Origin of the sequence: Agilicoccus flavus, from assembly GCF_014857905.1 — a bacterium.
Classification (GTDB): domain Bacteria; phylum Actinomycetota; class Actinomycetes; order Actinomycetales; family Dermatophilaceae; genus Agilicoccus; species Agilicoccus flavus.
Genome location: NZ_JACYXE010000014.1, coordinates 1 through 17049, shown reverse-complemented (window position 1 = coordinate 17049; position 17049 = coordinate 1). Strand labels below are relative to the sequence as shown.

The following is a 17049-nucleotide window of genomic DNA, read 5'->3' as shown; positions in this document are numbered from 1 at the left end:
GACCAGAAAGGCACGGCATGTCCGTCAACGAGTCCCTCAACCAGTCCGCCGACGACGCCATCGACGAGAGCCGCATCACCGCCGAGGACACCCCCGCCGCCGACGGCGAGACCGGTGGCTGCCCGGTCCTGCACGGGTTGAAGCACCCGACCCAGGGCGACCCGAACCAGGAGTGGTGGCCCCACCGCCTCAACATCAAGATCCTCGCGAAGAACCCGCCGGCCCGGAACCCGCTCGGGGAGGAGTTCGACTACGCCACGGCCTTCGAGGCGCTGGACCTCGCCGCGGTGAAGGCCGACATCGCCGAGGTGCTCACCACGTCGAAGGACTGGTGGCCCGCCGACTTCGGCAGCTACGCCCCGCTCATGGTCCGGATGGCGTGGCACGCGGCGGGCACGTACCGCGTCACCGACGGGCGCGGCGGTGCCGGCACCGGCCAGCAGCGGTTCGCCCCCCTCGACAGCTGGCCCGACAACGTCAGCCTCGACAAGGCGCGGCGCCTGTTGTGGCCGGTGAAGAAGAAGTACGGCCAGAGCCTCTCGTGGGCCGACCTCATGGTCCTGACCGGCAACGTCGCGCTCGAGACGATGGGGCTGAAGACCTTCGGGTTCGCGGGCGGCCGCGAGGACGCCTGGGAGGCCGACGACGACGTCTACTGGGGCCCGGAGACGACGTGGCTCGGCGACGAGCGCTACTCCGGCGACCGCGACCTCGAGGCCCCCCTCGCCGCCGTGCAGATGGGTCTCATCTACGTCAACCCCGAGGGCCCGAACGGCGACCCCGACCCGATGCGGGCGGCGATCGACATCCGCGAAACCTTCGGCCGGATGGCGATGAACGACGAGGAGACGGTGGCGCTCATCGCCGGCGGCCACACGTTCGGCAAGACGCACGGCGCCGGGCCCGATTCGCACGTCGGCCCCGAGCCCGAGGCCGCCCCGATGGAGCAGATGGGCCTGGGCTGGAAGAGCTCCCACGCCAGCGGCTTCGGCGACGACACGATCACCAGCGGTCTCGAGGTGACGTGGACGTACCACCCGACCCGCTGGGACAACGAGTTCTTCCACATCCTCTTCGCGTACGAGTGGGAGCTCATGGAGTCCCCCGCCGGGGCCAAGCAGTGGCGCCCGAAGAACGGGGCCGGCTCCGACATGGTGCCGCTCGCGCACGACGCGTCGCAGCGCCGCGAGCCGCGCATGCTCACGACGGACCTCGCGCTCCGGGTCGACCCGCAGTACGAGGAGGTGTCGCGGCGCTTCGCCCAGGACCAGCAGGCGTTCTCCGACGCGTTCGCCCGCGCCTGGTTCAAGCTCACGCACCGCGACATGGGCCCCCGCGAGCTCTACCTCGGCCCGGAGGCACCGGCCGAGGTGCTGCTGTGGCAGGACCCGCTCCCGGCCGTGGACCACGAGCTCGTCGGCGACGCCGAGGTGGCCGACCTCAAGGCGCGGATCCTCGACTCCGGCCTGTCGGTGAGCCGGCTCGTGTCGACGGCATGGGCCTCGGCCTCGACGTTCCGCGGCAGCGACAAGCGGGGCGGCGCGAACGGCGCCCGCATCCGCCTCGAGCCGCAGAAGAACTGGGAGGTCAACGACCCGCAGCAGCTCGCGCAGGTGCTGTCCACGCTCGAGGGAATCAAGGACGCCTTCGACGCCGAGCACGACGGGGCGAGGATCTCGCTGGCCGACCTCATCGTCCTCGCGGGCGGGGTCGGCGTGGAGGAGGCGGCGAAGCGGGCCGGGCTGTCCGTCACCGTGCCGTTCACGCCCGGCCGGACCGACGCCTCGCAGGAGCAGACCGACGAGCTGTCGGCCGCGCACCTCGAGCCGCGCGCCGACGGGTTCCGCAACTACGACCGGACCGACAACCCGCTCCCGGCGGAGTACCAGCTCGTCGACCGGGCCAACCTGCTCGGCCTCACCGCGCCGGAGATGACGGTGCTCGTCGGGGGGCTGCGCGTGCTCGGCGCGAACGCGGGCGGGTCCGACGTCGGCGTCCTGACCGACCGGACGGAGACGCTGACGAACGACTTCTTCGTCAACCTCCTCGACATCGACACGGTGTGGAAGCCGGTCGACGACGGGTCGGACACGTTCACCGCGACCACCCCGGACGGGCGGACGTGGACGGGCACGCGCGCCGACCTCGTCTTCGGCGCCAACTCCGAGCTGCGCGCCGTGGCCGAGGTGTACGCCGCCGACGACGCGACGCAGAAGTTCGCCGACGACTTCGTCGCCGCCTGGCACAAGGTGATGGAGGCCGACCGCTTCGACCTGCACCGCTGATCCACGGGTGAGCAGCGCCCGGCGCGGGTGGACCGAGGTCCGCCCGCGCCGGGCGTTCGCGCTCGTCGCCGGGTAGCCGTCAGGCCAAGGGATCGGCCCATCGGATGCCGGGGAACCGCCCGAAGTCGCTGTCGTTGGAATGGATGGTTCCGCCGAACTCCATAGCGAGGGCAGCGAGTTGAGCGTCCGTCGTGAGGTTCGCCCCGGTGCCCAGGCCGGCCAGGAGCCCGAGGGCGATGCGGACATGTTCGCTGCCTGGGGCCAGGAATCGGGTCTGGGGCCGGTCGAGCCATTCGTGCACGTATTCGCTTGCGTGCGCCACCGACAAGGGGTTGGCGTGCACGCGCGCACTCGTGCCGAGCCGGACGAACCCGAAGACGGCCGGGGCTGTCAGTCCGAACTGCTCCGACCCGCTGAGCGCGTCCTCGAGCCACGACCTGGCCCGCTCGTGCTGCGCGTAGCCGTCGAAGACGGCGTACACGAGCAGGTTGACGTCGGGAATGATCACGAGGTGCCGCTGGAGAGAAGTCCGTCGTCGTCCATCTCGTCGGCCAGGCGGTTCAGCGCGGTGACGTCGACCCCGGGCCGGACGGCCGACCGGTGGGCGCGGATGCGGTAGGGCGGCAGGTCGGGCCTGACCTCGCTCAAACCCCGACGCAGCGTCTCGTTGAGTACCTGCTTGAACGGCTTGTTCTCCCGGTGCTCGATCTCGCGGATGAGGCGGGCGACGTCATCGTCCAGGGTCACGGTCGTGCGCATGACGCATCATAGCATCACCGACAGACGCATCTTGATGCGACGCGATCGGCTCGAGCTCGACCACTCCACTGCACCCCGGCCCCCGGGACGGTCGGGGGCGTCGGGGGCGGGACCCTCCTGGTCTCAGGCCTCCGGGATGTCGCGGCCGAAGGCCTCCATCGTGACCTCCTCCGGCTCCGGCCCGCCGCGGACTCCGGTGTCGAGGGCGTCGATGGCGGCGAGCTCGTCGTCGCTCAGCTCGAAGCCGGTGACGTCGAAGTTCTCGGCGATGCGAGACGGCGTGACCGACTTGGGGATGACCTGGCGGCCCCCCTGGAGGTGCCAGCGCAGCATGACCTGGGCCGGGGTGCGCCCGTGGGCCTGCGCGATCTCGGCGATGACCGGCTCCTCCAGGGTGCTGCCCTGCGACCCGTCCCGGTAGAAGGTGATGCCGCCGATCGGTGACCAGGCCTGGCTGACGATGTCGTGGGCGTCGTCGTAGGCGAGCAGCTCGGACTGGCGGAAGTAGGGGTGCACCTCGATCTGGTTGACCGCCGGGACGACGTCGGTCTCGGCGAGGAGCTTCTCGAGGTGGGCCGGCATGAAGTTCGAGACGCCGATCGCGCGCACCTTGCCGTCGGCGAGGAGCTTCTCCAGGGCCCGGTAGGCGCCGAGCGTGCGCTCGAACTCGCCGGGCAGCGCCTGGTGGAGGATGAACAGGTCGATCCGGTCGACGCCGAGCTTGCCGGCGGACTTGTCGAAGGCGTGCAGCGTCTCGTCGTACCCGTAGTCGCTGATCCAGACCTTGGTCTCGAGGAAGACGTCGTCGCGGTCGAGACCGGACTCGCGCACCGCCTGGCCGACCTCGCGCTCGTTGCCGTAGGCCGCCGCCGTGTCGATGTGCCGGTAGCCCACCTTCAACGCCTCCGCCACGGCCGCGGTCGTCTCGTCGGGCGCGGCCTGGAAGACGCCGAAGCCGAGCGCCGGCATCGTCACACCGTTGTTCAGGGTCAGAGTGGGGATCGTCATGGCCCTCACATTACGAGCGGTTCCGGCGATCGAGGAGGCCCTGTCGGTGCCCCCTTGCCCGCCCGGACGAGACCACCTGCGCCGCCGGAGGCGCCGCCCCGCGATCCCGACGGTGTGGCCTCCGGCCGGGTGCGCGCGGGAAGATCTCGTCATGAGCGTGCGCGTCGTCACGGCCGACCTGGCCGCCTGCTTCGATCTCGAGGCCGTCTTCGGCGACCGGGGAGGCGCCGCCGAGTGCCGGTGTCAGCGTCACCGCCTCGCCCGGGGTGAGTCGTTCGCGAACACCCCGGTCGAGGAACGCGCAGAGCGGCTGCGGGAGCAGACCGGATGCGGTGACGCGGGGGCGGCGGCGACGAGCGGCCTGGTCGCCTACCTCGGTGACGACCCGGTCGGCTGGTGCGCGGTGGCTCCCCGCGCCGACTACGCGGGCCTCGTGCGCAACGCGAACCAGACCGCGTGGCGCGGGCGGACGGAGGACCGCGGCGACCCCGGGATCTGGGCCGTCACGTGCGTGCTCACCCGGGCGGGGTGGCGGGGCCTTGGCATCGCGACCGCGCTCGTCGCGTCCACCGTCGACCACGCCCGCGAGCGCGGGGCCCGGGCGTTGGAGGCGTACCCGATCACCGTGGCGTCCGCGACGTGGGGCGAGGAGCATCCCGGCCCCCTCGCGATCTACCTCGCCGCCGGGTTCACCGAGGTCGCGCGGCCCTCGACGCGTCGGGCCGTGGTGCGCATCGAGATGTGAGGCGGTCCGACGCCCGGAGCGGGACGCGCCCGCGATCACCGTGCCGGCCCCGTCGAATCCGGTCCTGGGTCAGGGTGCCGCCGGTCGCCTCACCGACGCGGGTCGAGCAGTACCCGACGGCGCGAGCCCGCGTCGACGAGTTCGTGGGCGCGGGCGATGTCGGCGAGCGGGAGGGGATCGACGGCCGGAACGTGCAGCGCGCCCTCCCGCGCGGCCTGGGTGAGCTCGGCGGCGGCGGCCCGTTTCGCCTCGACGGGGACGTCGTCGCTGCCGACGAGTCGGAGCGTCAGGTTGGCGAACAGCATCGGCCAGAACGGGATCGACGGCTCGCCGTCGCGGGACGCGTAGGCGACGACGACCCCGCCCAAGGCCGTCACGGCGGCGTCGAGGCGGACGTTGTCCGACAGCGAGACCTCGACGACCCGGTCGACGCCCTCGGGGGCGATGCGGCGGATGGCGCCCGCGGGATCGTCGGTGTCGAGGGCGACCACGTGATCGACGATCTCCGCTGCCGCCGGGACGTCACCGCTGCTGCGGACGGTCCCCACGACGAGCGCCCCGGCCCGGCGGGCGAGCTGGGCGGCCAGGCGGCCCACCCCACCGAGCACGCCGTGCACGAGGACGACGGAATCGGCGAGCGGCCCGTCGGCGAAGACCGCCCGGTGGGCCGTGATCCCCGGGATGCCCAGGCACGCCCCCAGCTCGTCCGGGACCTCGTCGGGCAACGCCACCGCGAGGTCGTCCGGCACGACGACGTACTCCGCCGCGGTCCCGAACGCCCGATAGGACTGGGCGCCGTGGACCCACACGCGCCGGCCCACCCGGTCCGCATCGACGTCCGGCCCCACCGCGTCGATCACCCCGGCCGCGTCACTGTGCGGGACGACCCGCGGATACGGCATCGCGCCGTCCTGCCAACCGAGGCGCTTCTTCGTGTCCCCCGGGTTGACCCCGGGCAGGTGGACCCGGACGCGCACCTCGCCGTCGCCGGGCTCCGGGGTCGGCATCTCACCGACGGTCAGGACGCTCTCGGCGTCGCCGGTCCGCTCGTACCAGGCCGCGCGCATGGGCCCCACTCTGCCCGATCCGCGTCACGCCCCCGCCGGTCTCGCGAGGTGAAGATCGACCCGCGACGTCGTCGGTCCCGTCACGTCCGTCCATGTCGTCGGTACGGTTCTTCGGCACGGGCCACACGAGCCGCGGGTCGGCGTGCCCCCCGAAACAGACACGCCGGCCCGCGACGTTCAGACCCCCGTCCCGCCGGCCGCGGCCGGGGACGGGGCGTGGAGGGCCTCGACGAGGCGGTCGAGCTGCCGGCCGTCATCGGCCGGCCACTGAGATCGGCTCCGGGCCGCGGCGCGCCCGGCCGAGGAACAGCACCACGCGAGGCGCTCGTCCAGGCGCTGGAAGGTCAGGTCGTCGGCGGCCACGACGGCCGGCCAGTCCCACGCCGCGGCCTGCGCCGCGACGTCGGCCCCACCGGCGACGGGGTCGACGGCGACGGCCGGAACCCCGGCCTGCAGCGCGAGCACGAGCCCCTGGACGCCCATCGTCACGACCGCGTCGAGTCGGCCGAGTACGGCGTGGAGCTGGGCCGGCGTGGCCGCACGGCGCCAGTCGCCCGGATCGAGGCGCGGGTCGAGAGGTAGGCGGGCGACGTCGAGGCCCGTGAGCCATCGCTCGACGTCGGCCGCCACGTCGGGGTGGCGGGCATGCCCGCCGTCGCCCTCCCGCGCGGGGAGGACGACCCCGACGACCCAGGTGGCCTCGACGTCGGCGATCGCGGAGATGTCCCGGTGGGTCGCCTGGCCGGGTGCATCGCGGGCGATGACGGCGTCGAAGCCCGTGACGGCCGGATCGGCCGCGTCGACGACGCTGACGTCGACGGCGATCCGGCGGGCGGCGGCGAAGCGCTGATGGACCCGCTCGATCGGGCGCCCCCGCAACGGTCCACGCACCCAGACGAGGTGGCTGTAGCGGTCGGGATCGACGTCGTCGAGGGCCGGGCCCGACGGCGATCGCGCGGCCCGATCCCATCCGATGTCGCAGGGAAGACCCTCGTCGAGCAGACGGCCTCGGACGCTGCTCATGGCCAGGGCGTCGGCCGCGGTGGCGGTGCGCACATCGACGCCGGGCCAGCCGGTCACGAGCGCTCGCATTCCGCGCCCGCCAGGGTGAAAAGTGTTCACGCTGCGGACTCCTCACGACCATCGTCATGATGTGCCGGGGTCCTGGGCACGTCTGCAGATCCTCACACGGACCTCGTTCCCCCGCAATATGTCCGATCGGTCCGAAGCCGGACGCAGGACGCGGAACGCGCGTCAGGTGTAGCGGGCGACCACGTCGAGGGCGACGTCGCGCAGAGGCCGCCGCTCGTGCCGGGCCTGCCGGCGGAGGAGGTCGAAGGAACGCGACAGGTCGACGTCCGCGCGGACCGCGAGGATGCCCTTGGCCTGCTCGATGACGACCCGCGAGTCCAGGGCACTCTGGAGCTGCTCCGCGAGTTCCGCGCCCTCACGGATGCGTCGGCGGGTGAGGATGCCGAGGGCGGCCGCGCTCGCGAGGATCTCGGCGAGGAGGAGGTCCTCGTCGTCGAGGCGGCCGCCGTCCTCGAGGAACAGGTTGAGGGCACCGATCGTCCGGTCGCGCAGCCGGAGGGGGAGGGAGTGGACCTCCCGGATGCCCAACGCCGCCGCCGCGCGGGCGAGGCGCGGCCACCGCACGGTCTCCGCCGGGAGGTCCCGCGCGGACACGATCCGGCCGGCGCGGAAGGCGTCGAGGGACGGTCCCTCGTGCGACTGGAGCTCGAGGAGTTCGAGGCTGCGCGCCTCCTCGTTCGACGCGGCGAGGACCCGCAGCGAGCCGCCTGCGTCGACGAGCAGGATCCCGGCGGCGTGGGTGGGCGTGTGCTCCAGGCAGCCGTCGAACAGAGTGTGGGCGATGTCGAGGCTGTCCATCCCGTCGGCGAGACCGTCGGTCAGGTCCCGCAGCAGCGCGAGGAGGGCGTGGCGGGCCGAGAGCTCGGAGGGTTCCGACGGAGTCCCGCCGGGAGAAATCGCCATGCCGCCCTCCCGTGCGGTCGTCTGGAGCGGTCACCGTACACCGGGGCGAGAACCCCCGATGGCGCCGAGCCCTCGCCGCCGAGAAGGCGACCCCACCGGCCGGCCCGACCCCTACAGCAGCGGAGCGAGGACGGCGACGGTGTCCTGGACCAGGCGCTTCGGGAACGACCACCGCCGCACCGCGTCGGGGGCCACGCGCCGCGACACCGAGAGGTAGGAGTCCTGGCGTCGGCGGATCGACGCGGTGAGGTCGGGGTCGTCGACGAGCAGATTGTTCTCGAAGTTCAACTGGAGGCTGCGGCGGTCCATGTTCGCCGAGCCGACCAGGGCGATCCGGCCGTCGAGCGTCATCGACTTCGTGTGCAACAGCCCGAGGGGGTACTCGTAGACCTCGACACCCGCCCCGAGCAGGGCCGGGTACGTGCTGCTGCAGGACGCCCCCACGAGGGGAGAGTTGTTGCGCTCGGGGAAGACGATCGTCGTGCGGACGCCGCGTCGCGGGGCCGCGCACAGCGCCCGCAGCAGGGCCTCGTCGGGCACGGAGTACGGGGTCGTGATGACGAGTTCGCGCTGCGCGGCGAAGATCGTCGCGACGAACATGTCCGACATCGAGTTGCCCTGCGTCGTGGGTCCGGTGCCGAACATCTGGGCCACGACACCGTCGGGGAAGGCCTCGGGCTCGGGCTGCGCGGTCGGGAGGCCCTCGACGGACTCCCCGGTCTCGGCGATCCAGGCGGTGAGGAAGACGTACTGCTCCTGGCGGACCACGGGGCCCTCGCACCGCAGCCAGATGTCCACCCACGGCGCGAACTTCGCCGCGATCCGGAACTGCGGATCGGCGCAGTTCTGGCTGCCGCAGTAGGAGACGCGGTTGTCGATGACGACGATCTTGCGATGATTGCGCAGGTCGAGGCGGCCGACGGCGAAGTGGCCGAGGCGAGGGATGTCGTCGAGGGTGGCGAGGGTGTGCGCGCCGGCCTCCTGCAGCTGTCGCCACCGCGGCGAGCGCGTGAAGCCGCGGGACCCGAGCGCGTCCACCATGACCCGGCAGGTCACGCCCCGCCGCGCTGCCGCGCAGACCGCGTCGGCGACCTTGCCGCCGTTGTCGTCGTCGAGCCAGATGTAGAAGCTGATGTGCACGCTCTCGCGCGCCCGCTCGATGTCGGCCGCGAGGGCGTCGATCGACAGGTCCGAGTCCCGCATCGGGTCCGTGGCGGGGGCGTCCGGGTCGCCGAGCAGCCGGATGCGGTTGCCCCGACGGGGTCGAAGCCGTTGATCGTCCTGCCGAGGTCGAAGAGCTCGACGGCCGGCGCGCTCACCTCCGGCGACGGCCCGGCGGCCACGGGCGTGCGCATCCGCTGCACGACCGCGCGCAGGCTGCGCACACGGTTCCGGCCGATGCTCGTCTCCCCGAAGAGGGCGTAGGCGATGACGCCGAGCAGCGGCACCGACATGACGACCGCGACCCAGGCCGCCCGGGAGGCGGGGGATCGGTCGGGCCGCGTGATCGCGCGGCACACGACGAGCAGGTGGACGACGAACAGCAGACCGGAGAGCACGGCGCCGACCGGCTCCCGCTGCCAGGCGACGAAGGGACCCATCGCACCTCCCGTGGGACGCAGAGGCCCGGAGCCTAGCGCGCCGAGCCCGTGCCGAGGCGCCGGCGCCTCGGGCCGGGCGGCGACCGCGCGGCCCCGGCCTACACTGCGCCCGTGCACGATCGCCGCCGGGACTCGAGGGGGGTATCGGTGCTGCGGGCCCGCGCGCTGCGGCGCGTGGACTCCGCCCGGGCCCACTCGCCGCTGTTCGACCACGTCGTGCGCGCCGGGCTGCACTACGAGGCCCGGCAGGGCTCGACGCTGCCGTCACCTACTACGCGTTCCTGTCGTTCTTCCCCGTCCTCGCGCTGGGCTTCGCGGCCGTCGGGCGATCAGCGCCTACGCCCCGGAGGCGCAGCGCGCCCTCGAACAGGGCCTGCAGGACGTGCTGCCGGGGATGGTCGGCGAGGGGCCCGGCGAGCTCTCCCTGTCGACGCTGGCCGCCGCGGCCGGCCCGGTCGCCGGACTCGGTGGCCTCGGGGTCCTCTACTCCGGTCTGAGTTGGATCTCCAGCATGCGCTCGGCGCTGCAGTCGATGTTCGACACGCCGACCGCCGACCGTCCGGGCCTCGTCGCCGGGTACGCCCGCGACCTCGCCGCGCTCCTCGTCATCGGCGTGGTGCTCGTGCTCAGCGTCGTCGTCACGGGCCTCGTCACCGGCTTCTCGGAACGGATCGCCGGGCTGATCGGCCTCGGGGCGGGGCTCGCGTGGATGCTCACGGGACTGTCGGTGGCCCTGGGGCTGGTGGCGAACGCGCTGCTCTTCGTCGCGATGTTCCGCCTGCTCGCCGAGCCTCGGGTCGGAGCGGCGGCGGTGTGGTCCGGAGCGCTGCTCGGTGGCGCGGGGTTCGAGCTGCTCAAGCAGGCCTCGGCGTGGCTGCTCGCCTCGACGACCCGTCTGCCCGCCTTCCAGGCGTTCGGTATCGCGCTCATCCTGCTCGTCTGGATCTCCTACTTCTCACGCATCGTCATGTTCGCGGCCGCGTGGGCCCGGACCTGGGGGGCCGTGCCTCCCGGCGCGGGCGGGCCGACACCCGGACGGTGACCGGCGCGCCCGTTTGCCACACTCGTCCTACCGACCACGAGAGGACACCCCCGATGGCTCCGAGCGGCTCATCCGCGACGTCTCACCGTCCCCGCTCGACGGCCGGCGCGGCCGGTGTCGGCGCGCTCGTCCTCGCCGCCGGCGCAGCGGCGTCGGCGATCCGGCGCAATACGCGGCGCAACGCGGCGATCGTCGACAACGTCGCCCCGGAGCTGCGGCCCTGGGTCGCGGCACTGCCGCCGTCCTTCCTCACGGGCTACGACCCGGCGCCGCCGCGCCGCGACACCCGGGCGGAGCGGGTGCTCAGCGCCGCGATCCCCGTCGGCCTGGGTCGCCGGGAGACGCTGCCCGGGCGGGACGGCGACCCCGACGTGCCCGCCTACGTCTACGACCCGCCCGGGCGCACCCGGCGCAGTGGTGCGCTCCTGTGGATCCACGGGGGCGGCATGATTGGCGGCGCCCCCTGGATGGATCACGGTCTGTGCACGCGCATCGCCCGCGAACTCGGGGTGCTCGTCCTCTCCGTCGACTACCGCCTCGCGCCCGAGCACCCGTTCCCGGCCGGTCCGGAGGACTGCTACACCGCCCTGGCCTGGCTGCACGACCGAGCGGACGACCTCGGCCTCGACCGCGACCGGATCGCCGTCGGGGGCGCCTCCGCGGGCGGCGGCCTGGCCGCGATCGTCGCGCAGATGGCGCACGACCGCGGCCTGCCGGTGGCCTTCCAGGCCCTCGTCTACCCGATGCTCGACGACCGCACCGTGCTCACCGACCGCGGCGAGGACGTGGGGCGACTCGTGTGGACGCCGGAGAAGAACCGGGACGCGTGGCGCTGGTTCCACGGCCGGGACGCCACGCTCGAGGAGGGGCTCGCCTACGCGAGCGCCGCGCGGCGCCAGGACCTGCGCGGCCTGCCGCCCGCCTGGATCGGGGTGGGTTCGATCGACCTCTTCCACGCCGAGGACGTCGAGTATGCCCGGCGCCTGCAGGACGCGGGCGTCGACGTCGAGCTCCTCGTCGTCGAGGGCATGCCCCACGCCGCGGACGTCTTCGGATGGGTGCCGAGCATGCGCGACTTCCGCTCCGCCCTCGTCGCCGCGCTCGGCCGAGCCGTCGGCTCCGACGTGCGAACCGGCCTGAACCGGTGAGCTGTTCGATCGTCGACGCCGCCGTCGTCCCCGCCGGGCACGGACCGCACCCGGCGGCCGGCCCCTACGACAAGCGCCTCGGCGAGTACCTGGGGCTGACGGCGTTCGAGGCATACCAGGTGGAGCTGCCGGCACACGCCGAGACCGTCGAGCACGACCACCTCGACGACGACACGGAGGACATGTACGCCGTGCTCCGCGGCGGGTGGCTCGTCGTCGACGGGCAGGAGGTCCCGGTCCGGCCCGGGCAGTTTCTCGCGGTGTCGCAACCCTCGCGCCGACTCATGCGCGCCGGGGCCGACGACATGGACTTCATCGCGGTCTGCGCGTCGGCAGCTCGAACGGGATCCTGACGCCCCGTCCACTCCTCCGGGGCCGCAGGGTCTCGACGGTCGTGCCGATCCTTCTGACGCAAGCCGATGCGCATTGCGACCCGTCTCGCAGCCTTCGCCCACGACGACGCCCGACCCGGTCGCCGACCTGCGTTCCCTCCGCGAGGCCTACCCCGCGCGTCATTCGGCGAGGCGGCGCTGCTTCGGTCGTGGCGCCACCCCGGCTCCGCGTACGCTCGATTCATGCCCATGACCGTCGCCGACGCGTTGACCGCGTTGGATGCAGCGGTCGACGACGGGCGGATCGAGCAGGTCTGCCGGGCCCATGCCGTCGAGCTCCTCGTGCTCTTCGGCAGCGCCCTGCACAGCCCCGATCCGCGCGACGTCGACGTCGCGGTCGGCTTCGGCCACGGGACGGCGCGCGATCTGCTCGGCACCATCGATGCGCTCGCCGACCTCGTGCCGGGTGACCACCTCGACGTCATGGACCTGGATCGCGCCGGCCCGGTGGCTCGGGTCGAGGCCCTCGTCGGGTGCCGCATCCTCTACGAGGGCAGGGCCGGCGCGTTCACCGAGCGCGAGATGAGTGCGCTGGGTGAATACCTCGACACGGCCTACCTGCGCACCGCCCTGCTGCGAGATCTCGCTCGATGAGGCCGCCCGACGCCGGCGTCCTGTCGACCCGGCTCGCCGTGATGCACGACCTCTTGGTGTTCCTCGACGGACTGGGCCCGGTGGGCGGCGACGCGCTGCGCGAGGTCATCGCGCTCCGCTTGGCCGTCGAGCGTGCCCTCTGTCAATTGGTCGACCAGGCCGTCGACATCAACGCGCACCTCGCGGCCCGCGTCGTCGGGCGGGCGCCTCAGACGCAACGCGAATCCTTCGAGCTGGCGGTGCGCGCCGGCTACGTCTCGCCCGACCTGGCCCGAGCGCTCACACCCTCCATCGGCCTACGCAACGTGCTCGTCCATGACTATGTGTCCGCCGACCTCGATCTGGTCGCCGCGGCCGTGCCCCTCGCCCTGCGTGACTACCGCTCCTACGTCGCGGCGATCGCTCGTGGGTTGTCCGAAGCGCAGACCTAGCGCGGTGCCGACCCGGCTCGACCTGCACTGTGCGCCGGTGGTCCACGCATCAGGACCGGCGCAGGCGGTACCAGTGCACGGGGACGGCGGGGAACGGCATGCCGGTCGTGTCCACCGCCTCGACGTCGAGCACCCGCCACGCCGGCAGGGCATCCTCGATGTCGGTGCGGGTCATGCCCGCCGGGAGCGGGGCGGGGGCGCCCGGGGCGAAGACGAGCATGAGCATCGTGGCGTCGGCCGCCGCCACGGCCGTGATCCCGCGCCCGTAGGCGACGCGCTCCTGCGGCGTGAACCCGTGCATCGCGCCGACGTCGAGGACGAGGTCGAACGGCCCCTCGACCAGCGCGGGCAGATCGGTCGCGTCGCCGAGCACGAACTCGACGGCCTCGGACCCTTCACGCGCCCGGGCCTGCTCGATCGCCGACGCGACGTAGTCGACGCCGCACACCCGCCACCCCACGGCGGCGAGGGCGAGGGCGTGTTCACCTCGGCCGCACCCGACGTCGAGGGCGCGACCCGGGGGCGTCGGCCGTTCGTCGAGTTCGCGTACGAGCAGCCGGTCGAGCTGCGCGTGGCCGAGCCGCCCGGCGTCCTCCCAGGGCGTGAATCCCCCGCGGTAGGCCTCTTCGAAGAACTGCCTCATGGCGACACCAGATTTCAATATGTAGTTTGTATATCGAAAATACGCTAGCGTGCCCGGGTGGTCAAGAGGCGATACGACGGCGAATCGCGGCGGCGCGCCGCCCGCCGCACCCGTGGGGCGATCCTCGAGTCGGCCGCCTCCCTGTTCGTCTCGCCCGGCTACGCCGCGACGCGCCTGCCCGACCTCGCGCAGCGGGCCGGCGTCGCGGTGCCGACGATCCACGCCCACTTCGGGTCGAAGAAGGGGGTGCTCGCCGCGCTCCTCGACGTGACCGTCGCCGGTGACGACGAGCCCGTCCCCCTGGCCGAGCGGGACTTCGCGGCCGACATCTCGGCGATGACCGACGCGCGGGACATGCTGGCGCGGTACGCGGAGCACCTCGTGGGCGTGCACGAGCGGCTCGCCGACATCGAGCTCGCCCTGCGCGCCGCGGCGACCGCCGACGCCGACGCCGCCGCCATCCGGGCCAAGAACGACGCCGAGCGCCGCGCCGGCATGGGGATGTTCGCCGCCGCTCTGCGCGCCGGCGGCGACGTGCGCCCCGACATCTCCCACGACGAGCTCGTCGACGTGCTGTTCCTCGCCATGGACGTCGCCGGCTACGACTGGCTCGTGCGCCGGCGCGGCTGGAGCGCGCAGGCCTACCGACGCTGGTACGTCGAGAGTGTCGCGGGGGCCGTCCTTCGCCGCCCCGATGCGGCCGAGCCGCCGTCGATCTGACCCGTCCGCCGACGGCAGGGACACCGGACCTTCGGCAGACCACCTCGGCGGACGGCCGGCCTCCGTGGCGATCGTCGGGACACCGGATCGCGACACGACGCGGGATCGGCCTGCGCCGGACTGTCGTATCGGGCCGCCCCCGTTCGTGGTGAGGGTGGAAGGTGGTCACGAGGACCACCCCGACGAAGGAGAACCGACATGGCGCTCTATCTGCTGTCCGTCCACGGCCCCGCCAAGCGCGGCGAACTCGGCGGTTACGCCTCCACCGAGGAGATGGAGAAGGCGTTCGCGGCCACCGACGCCTTCAACGAGACGCTCAAGACCGACGGGTACTGGGTCTTCGCGGGTGGGCTGAAAGAGGCCTCGACCGCCACGGTCGTCGACGGCCAGGGCGAGTCCCCGGTGCTCACCGACGGCCCCTACCTGGAGACGAAGGAGGTCATCGGCGGCTTCTGGATCGTCGACGCCCCCGATCTCGACGTGGCGCTCGACCTCGCCGCGCGGGGATCCACGGCGTGCGGCGGCAAGGTCGAGGTCCGCCCCTTCGAGGGCGCGGCCTGAGTTGTGCCGCCGGAGATGCCGATGACGCGGGGTGAGAGCACGGCCGTCGAGCGGGTCTTCCGCGAGGAGTACGGCCGCCTCGTCGCCTCCCTCGTCCGCCGCTTCGGCGACATCGACCTCGCCGAGGAGGCAGCGAGCGAGGCGCTGGTCGTCGCGGTGGAGCGGTGGCCGAGGGACGGCGTGCCGCCCAACCCCGGCGCCTGGCTCACCACGACGGCCGCGCGTCGCGCGATCGACCGGATCCGCCGCGAGCAGCGACGCGACAGCAAGCATCAGGCGGCCCTCGTGACCTTCGACGACTCACCCCACGAGCCCACGGGCGCGGTCGAGGACGACCGGCTGCGCCTGCTCTTCACGTGCTGCCACCCGGCGTTGGCGCCGGATGCGCGAATCGCCCTGACCCTCAAGTTGCTCGGCGGGCTGACGGTGGCCGAGATCGCGCACGCGTTCCTCGTGTCCGAGACGACGATGGCGCGCCGGATCACGCGCGCGAAGACGAAGATCGCGGCGGCGCGGGTGCCCTACCGCGTGCCCGAGACGGCCGACCTGCCCGAGCGCCTCGGGGGGGTGCTCACCGTGCTCATTCTCGTCTTCAACGAGGGGTATCTCGCCACCGGGGAGGGCCACCCGGTGCGCGCCGAGCTCACCGGCGAGGCGATCCGGCTGACCCGGATCCTGCACCACCTGCTCCCCGACGAGCCGGAGGTGACCGGCCTGCTCGGACTCCTGCTCCTCATCGAGGCGCGGCGCGAGGCGCGGGTGCGGCACGAGCAACTCGTGCCGCTGGACCAGCAGGACCGCGCCGGCTGGGATCGCGCCCTGATCCGCGAGGGGCACGGCCTCGTCCGCGAGTGCCTCGCCATCGATCGGCCCGGCCGCTTCCAGATCCTCGCGGCGATCAACGCCGTGCACACGGATGCCCCGGCCGCGGAGGACACCGACTGGGGCCAGATCGTCGCGCTGTACGACCGGCTGACGCGCCTCGACCCGTCCCCGATCGTCGCATCAACCGAGCGGTCGCGGTCGCCGAACTCGACGGCCCGGAGGTCGCCCTCGCGATCGTGGATCGGCTCCCCCTGCCGGAGTACCACGCGTGGCACGCCACCCGCGCCGACCTGCTGCGCCGGCTCGGCCGCAGCGCCGAGGCGCGGGCCGCGTACGACGCCGCGATCGCCTCCACCGACAACCGCGCCGAGCGCGCCTACCTGAGCCGCCGGCGCGGCGAGCTCGTGTGAGGGCGGTCGCCGCCGCCGGCCCTCGCGCCCTTTCGAGTGTCGGGCCGCGCCACCGTGCGCGGACCAGACGTGCGGTCCACAGCGGCGCAGGCCGCCGCCACTCGACGTCGGGTTCAGGCTCGATGTCGTGCCGAAGCTGACGATTCGTGGCTCATCACAGATGAGGGTGTGACGGCTGGTGGCCGGGTCTAGGTAGGCGTCGAGGTCCCCTGATGATGGGAGTTCCTACGCTGCCCACCCACAAGACTTCGACATGTCTGACGCTACCTTCGCCTTCCCCGACCTCACCACGTTCTGCCGGCCCGACGAGCTCGGCCTCGAGGTCACTGGTCAACGCCTCGAGCCTGACCGTGCGGTGCTGGGCTGTCGAGTCCTCGATCCTGACCCTTGGTGTCGTCGATGCGGCTGCGAGGGCGCACTGCGTGACAGCGTCACCCGGGAGTTGGCGCACGAGCCGCTGGGTTGGCGGCCGACGACGCTGCTGGTCATGGTCCGCCGCTACCGGTGCACGGGGTGCGGGTACGTGTGGCGACAGGACATGTCTCGGGCGGCGGAGCCGCGGGCGAAGCTTGAACCGCCCCGGGATGTCGGGAGACTCCAGATCTTGGGAAGGTTGGAGTCATGTCGGGAAACACGTCCACGAGGTACCCGCCTGAGCTGAAGGCTCGGGCGGTGCGGATGTTCGAGGAGATCCGTGCCGATCCGGAAGATGTCAAGCAGTCTGAGACACGTCTCGTTACGCGGTCTGTATGAGGGCCTCCGGTGATGGCTGGTTGATCCAGGCCGCCTCGGGCAGCTTGGGCGCGACCGGGCGGCGATTACC

General features: G+C 72.8%; 18 protein-coding genes and 2 pseudogenes. 11 read left to right on the top strand and 9 right to left on the bottom strand.

What is annotated here, in order from left to right; all coding sequences use genetic code 11:
• The first annotated feature begins 17 nt into the window (after positions 1–17).
• Positions 18–2285: a catalase/peroxidase HPI gene (gene katG / locus ICW24_RS17085; protein WP_226346935.1), complete on the top strand. Its 2268-nt coding sequence runs from the start codon at positions 18–20 to the stop codon at positions 2283–2285.
• A gap of 79 nt (positions 2286–2364) precedes the next feature.
• Here katG and ICW24_RS17080 read toward each other — a convergent pair whose 3' ends face one another.
• The 3 genes from ICW24_RS17080 to ICW24_RS17070 form a co-directional block, all read right to left on the bottom strand.
• On the bottom strand, positions 2365–2793 hold the full coding sequence (locus ICW24_RS17080) for a TA system VapC family ribonuclease toxin (protein ID WP_226346934.1): 429 nt from the start codon (positions 2791–2793) through the stop codon (positions 2365–2367).
• Positions 2790–3044, bottom strand: a complete 255-nt coding sequence (locus ICW24_RS17075; protein WP_226346933.1) for a hypothetical protein — start codon at positions 3042–3044, stop codon at positions 2790–2792. Before ICW24_RS17075 ends, ICW24_RS17080 begins: the two co-directional genes overlap by 4 nt.
• Positions 3045–3167: 123 nt before the next feature.
• A complete protein-coding gene (locus tag ICW24_RS17070; RefSeq protein ID WP_226346932.1) occupies positions 3168–4052 on the bottom strand; it encodes an aldo/keto reductase in 885 nt (294 codons plus the stop codon).
• 151 nt (positions 4053–4203) lie between these two features.
• On the opposite strand from ICW24_RS17070, the gene ICW24_RS17065 reads away from it, so the two are divergent.
• On the top strand, positions 4204–4797 hold the full coding sequence (locus tag ICW24_RS17065; RefSeq protein WP_226346931.1) for a GNAT family N-acetyltransferase: 594 nt from the start codon (positions 4204–4206) through the stop codon (positions 4795–4797).
• Positions 4798–4886: 89 nt separating this feature from the next.
• On the opposite strand, the gene ICW24_RS17060 is transcribed toward ICW24_RS17065, so the two are convergent.
• The 5 genes and pseudogenes from ICW24_RS17060 to ICW24_RS19975 form a co-directional block, all read right to left on the bottom strand.
• Complete coding sequence (locus ICW24_RS17060; RefSeq protein WP_226346930.1) at positions 4887–5864, bottom strand: NADPH:quinone reductase; 978 nt, start codon at positions 5862–5864, stop codon at positions 4887–4889.
• A gap of 177 nt (positions 5865–6041) precedes the next feature.
• Positions 6042–6944 (bottom strand): hypothetical protein, encoded by a 903-nt coding sequence (locus tag ICW24_RS17055; RefSeq protein ID WP_226346929.1) that lies wholly within the window; start codon positions 6942–6944, stop codon positions 6042–6044.
• A 174-nt stretch (positions 6945–7118) separates the two neighbouring features.
• Complete coding sequence (locus ICW24_RS17050; protein WP_226346928.1) at positions 7119–7859, bottom strand: GAF and ANTAR domain-containing protein; 741 nt, start codon at positions 7857–7859, stop codon at positions 7119–7121.
• A 111-nt stretch (positions 7860–7970) separates the two neighbouring features.
• Positions 7971–9062 (bottom strand): phospholipase D-like domain-containing protein, encoded by a 1092-nt coding sequence (locus ICW24_RS17045; RefSeq protein WP_226346927.1) that lies wholly within the window; start codon positions 9060–9062, stop codon positions 7971–7973.
• A gap of 257 nt (positions 9063–9319) precedes the next feature.
• A pseudogene (locus ICW24_RS19975) lies at positions 9320–9460 on the bottom strand (hypothetical protein); the annotation flags it as partial.
• A gap of 10 nt (positions 9461–9470) precedes the next feature.
• Here ICW24_RS19975 and ICW24_RS17035 point away from each other — a divergent pair.
• The 5 genes from ICW24_RS17035 (at position 9471) to hepT (ending at position 13067) form a co-directional block, all read left to right on the top strand.
• A complete protein-coding gene (locus ICW24_RS17035; RefSeq protein ID WP_226346926.1) occupies positions 9471–10502 on the top strand; it encodes a YihY/virulence factor BrkB family protein in 1032 nt (343 codons plus the stop codon).
• 53 nt (positions 10503–10555) lie between these two features.
• A complete protein-coding gene (locus ICW24_RS17030; RefSeq protein ID WP_226346925.1) occupies positions 10556–11650 on the top strand; it encodes an alpha/beta hydrolase in 1095 nt (364 codons plus the stop codon).
• Positions 11647–12003: a cupin domain-containing protein gene (locus ICW24_RS17025; RefSeq protein WP_226346924.1), complete on the top strand. Its 357-nt coding sequence runs from the start codon at positions 11647–11649 to the stop codon at positions 12001–12003. Before ICW24_RS17030 ends, ICW24_RS17025 begins: the two co-directional genes overlap by 4 nt.
• 222 nt (positions 12004–12225) lie before the next feature.
• Positions 12226–12636, top strand: coding sequence for a hypothetical protein (locus tag ICW24_RS17020; protein ID WP_226346923.1), 411 nt, complete (start codon positions 12226–12228; stop codon positions 12634–12636).
• 41 nt (positions 12637–12677) lie between these two features.
• Entirely contained in the window at positions 12678–13067 is a 390-nt protein-coding gene (gene hepT / locus ICW24_RS17015; protein WP_226346988.1) for a type VII toxin-antitoxin system HepT family RNase toxin, read from the top strand.
• A gap of 49 nt (positions 13068–13116) precedes the next feature.
• Here hepT and ICW24_RS17010 read toward each other — a convergent pair whose 3' ends face one another.
• Positions 13117–13710 carry a class I SAM-dependent methyltransferase gene (locus tag ICW24_RS17010; RefSeq protein WP_226346922.1) on the bottom strand — a complete coding sequence of 198 codons (594 nt, stop codon included), beginning with the start codon at positions 13708–13710 and terminating at the stop codon, positions 13117–13119.
• Between the two features lie 57 nt (positions 13711–13767).
• On the opposite strand from ICW24_RS17010, the gene ICW24_RS17005 reads away from it, so the two are divergent.
• The 4 genes and pseudogenes from ICW24_RS17005 to ICW24_RS16990 form a co-directional block, all read left to right on the top strand.
• On the top strand, positions 13768–14430 hold the full coding sequence (locus ICW24_RS17005; protein ID WP_226346921.1) for a TetR/AcrR family transcriptional regulator: 663 nt from the start codon (positions 13768–13770) through the stop codon (positions 14428–14430).
• 198 nt (positions 14431–14628) lie between these two features.
• On the top strand, positions 14629–14991 hold the full coding sequence (locus tag ICW24_RS17000; RefSeq protein WP_226346920.1) for a YciI family protein: 363 nt from the start codon (positions 14629–14631) through the stop codon (positions 14989–14991).
• A 21-nt stretch (positions 14992–15012) separates the two neighbouring features.
• The gene (locus ICW24_RS16995; RefSeq protein WP_307781368.1) at positions 15013–16200 is read left to right on the top strand and encodes an RNA polymerase sigma factor; all 1188 of its coding nucleotides are present in this window, start codon (positions 15013–15015) and stop codon (positions 16198–16200) included.
• 279 nt (positions 16201–16479) lie between these two features.
• Positions 16480–16797: pseudogene (locus ICW24_RS16990) on the top strand (ISL3 family transposase); the annotation flags it as partial.
• Positions 16798–17049: the final 252 nt, after the last annotated feature.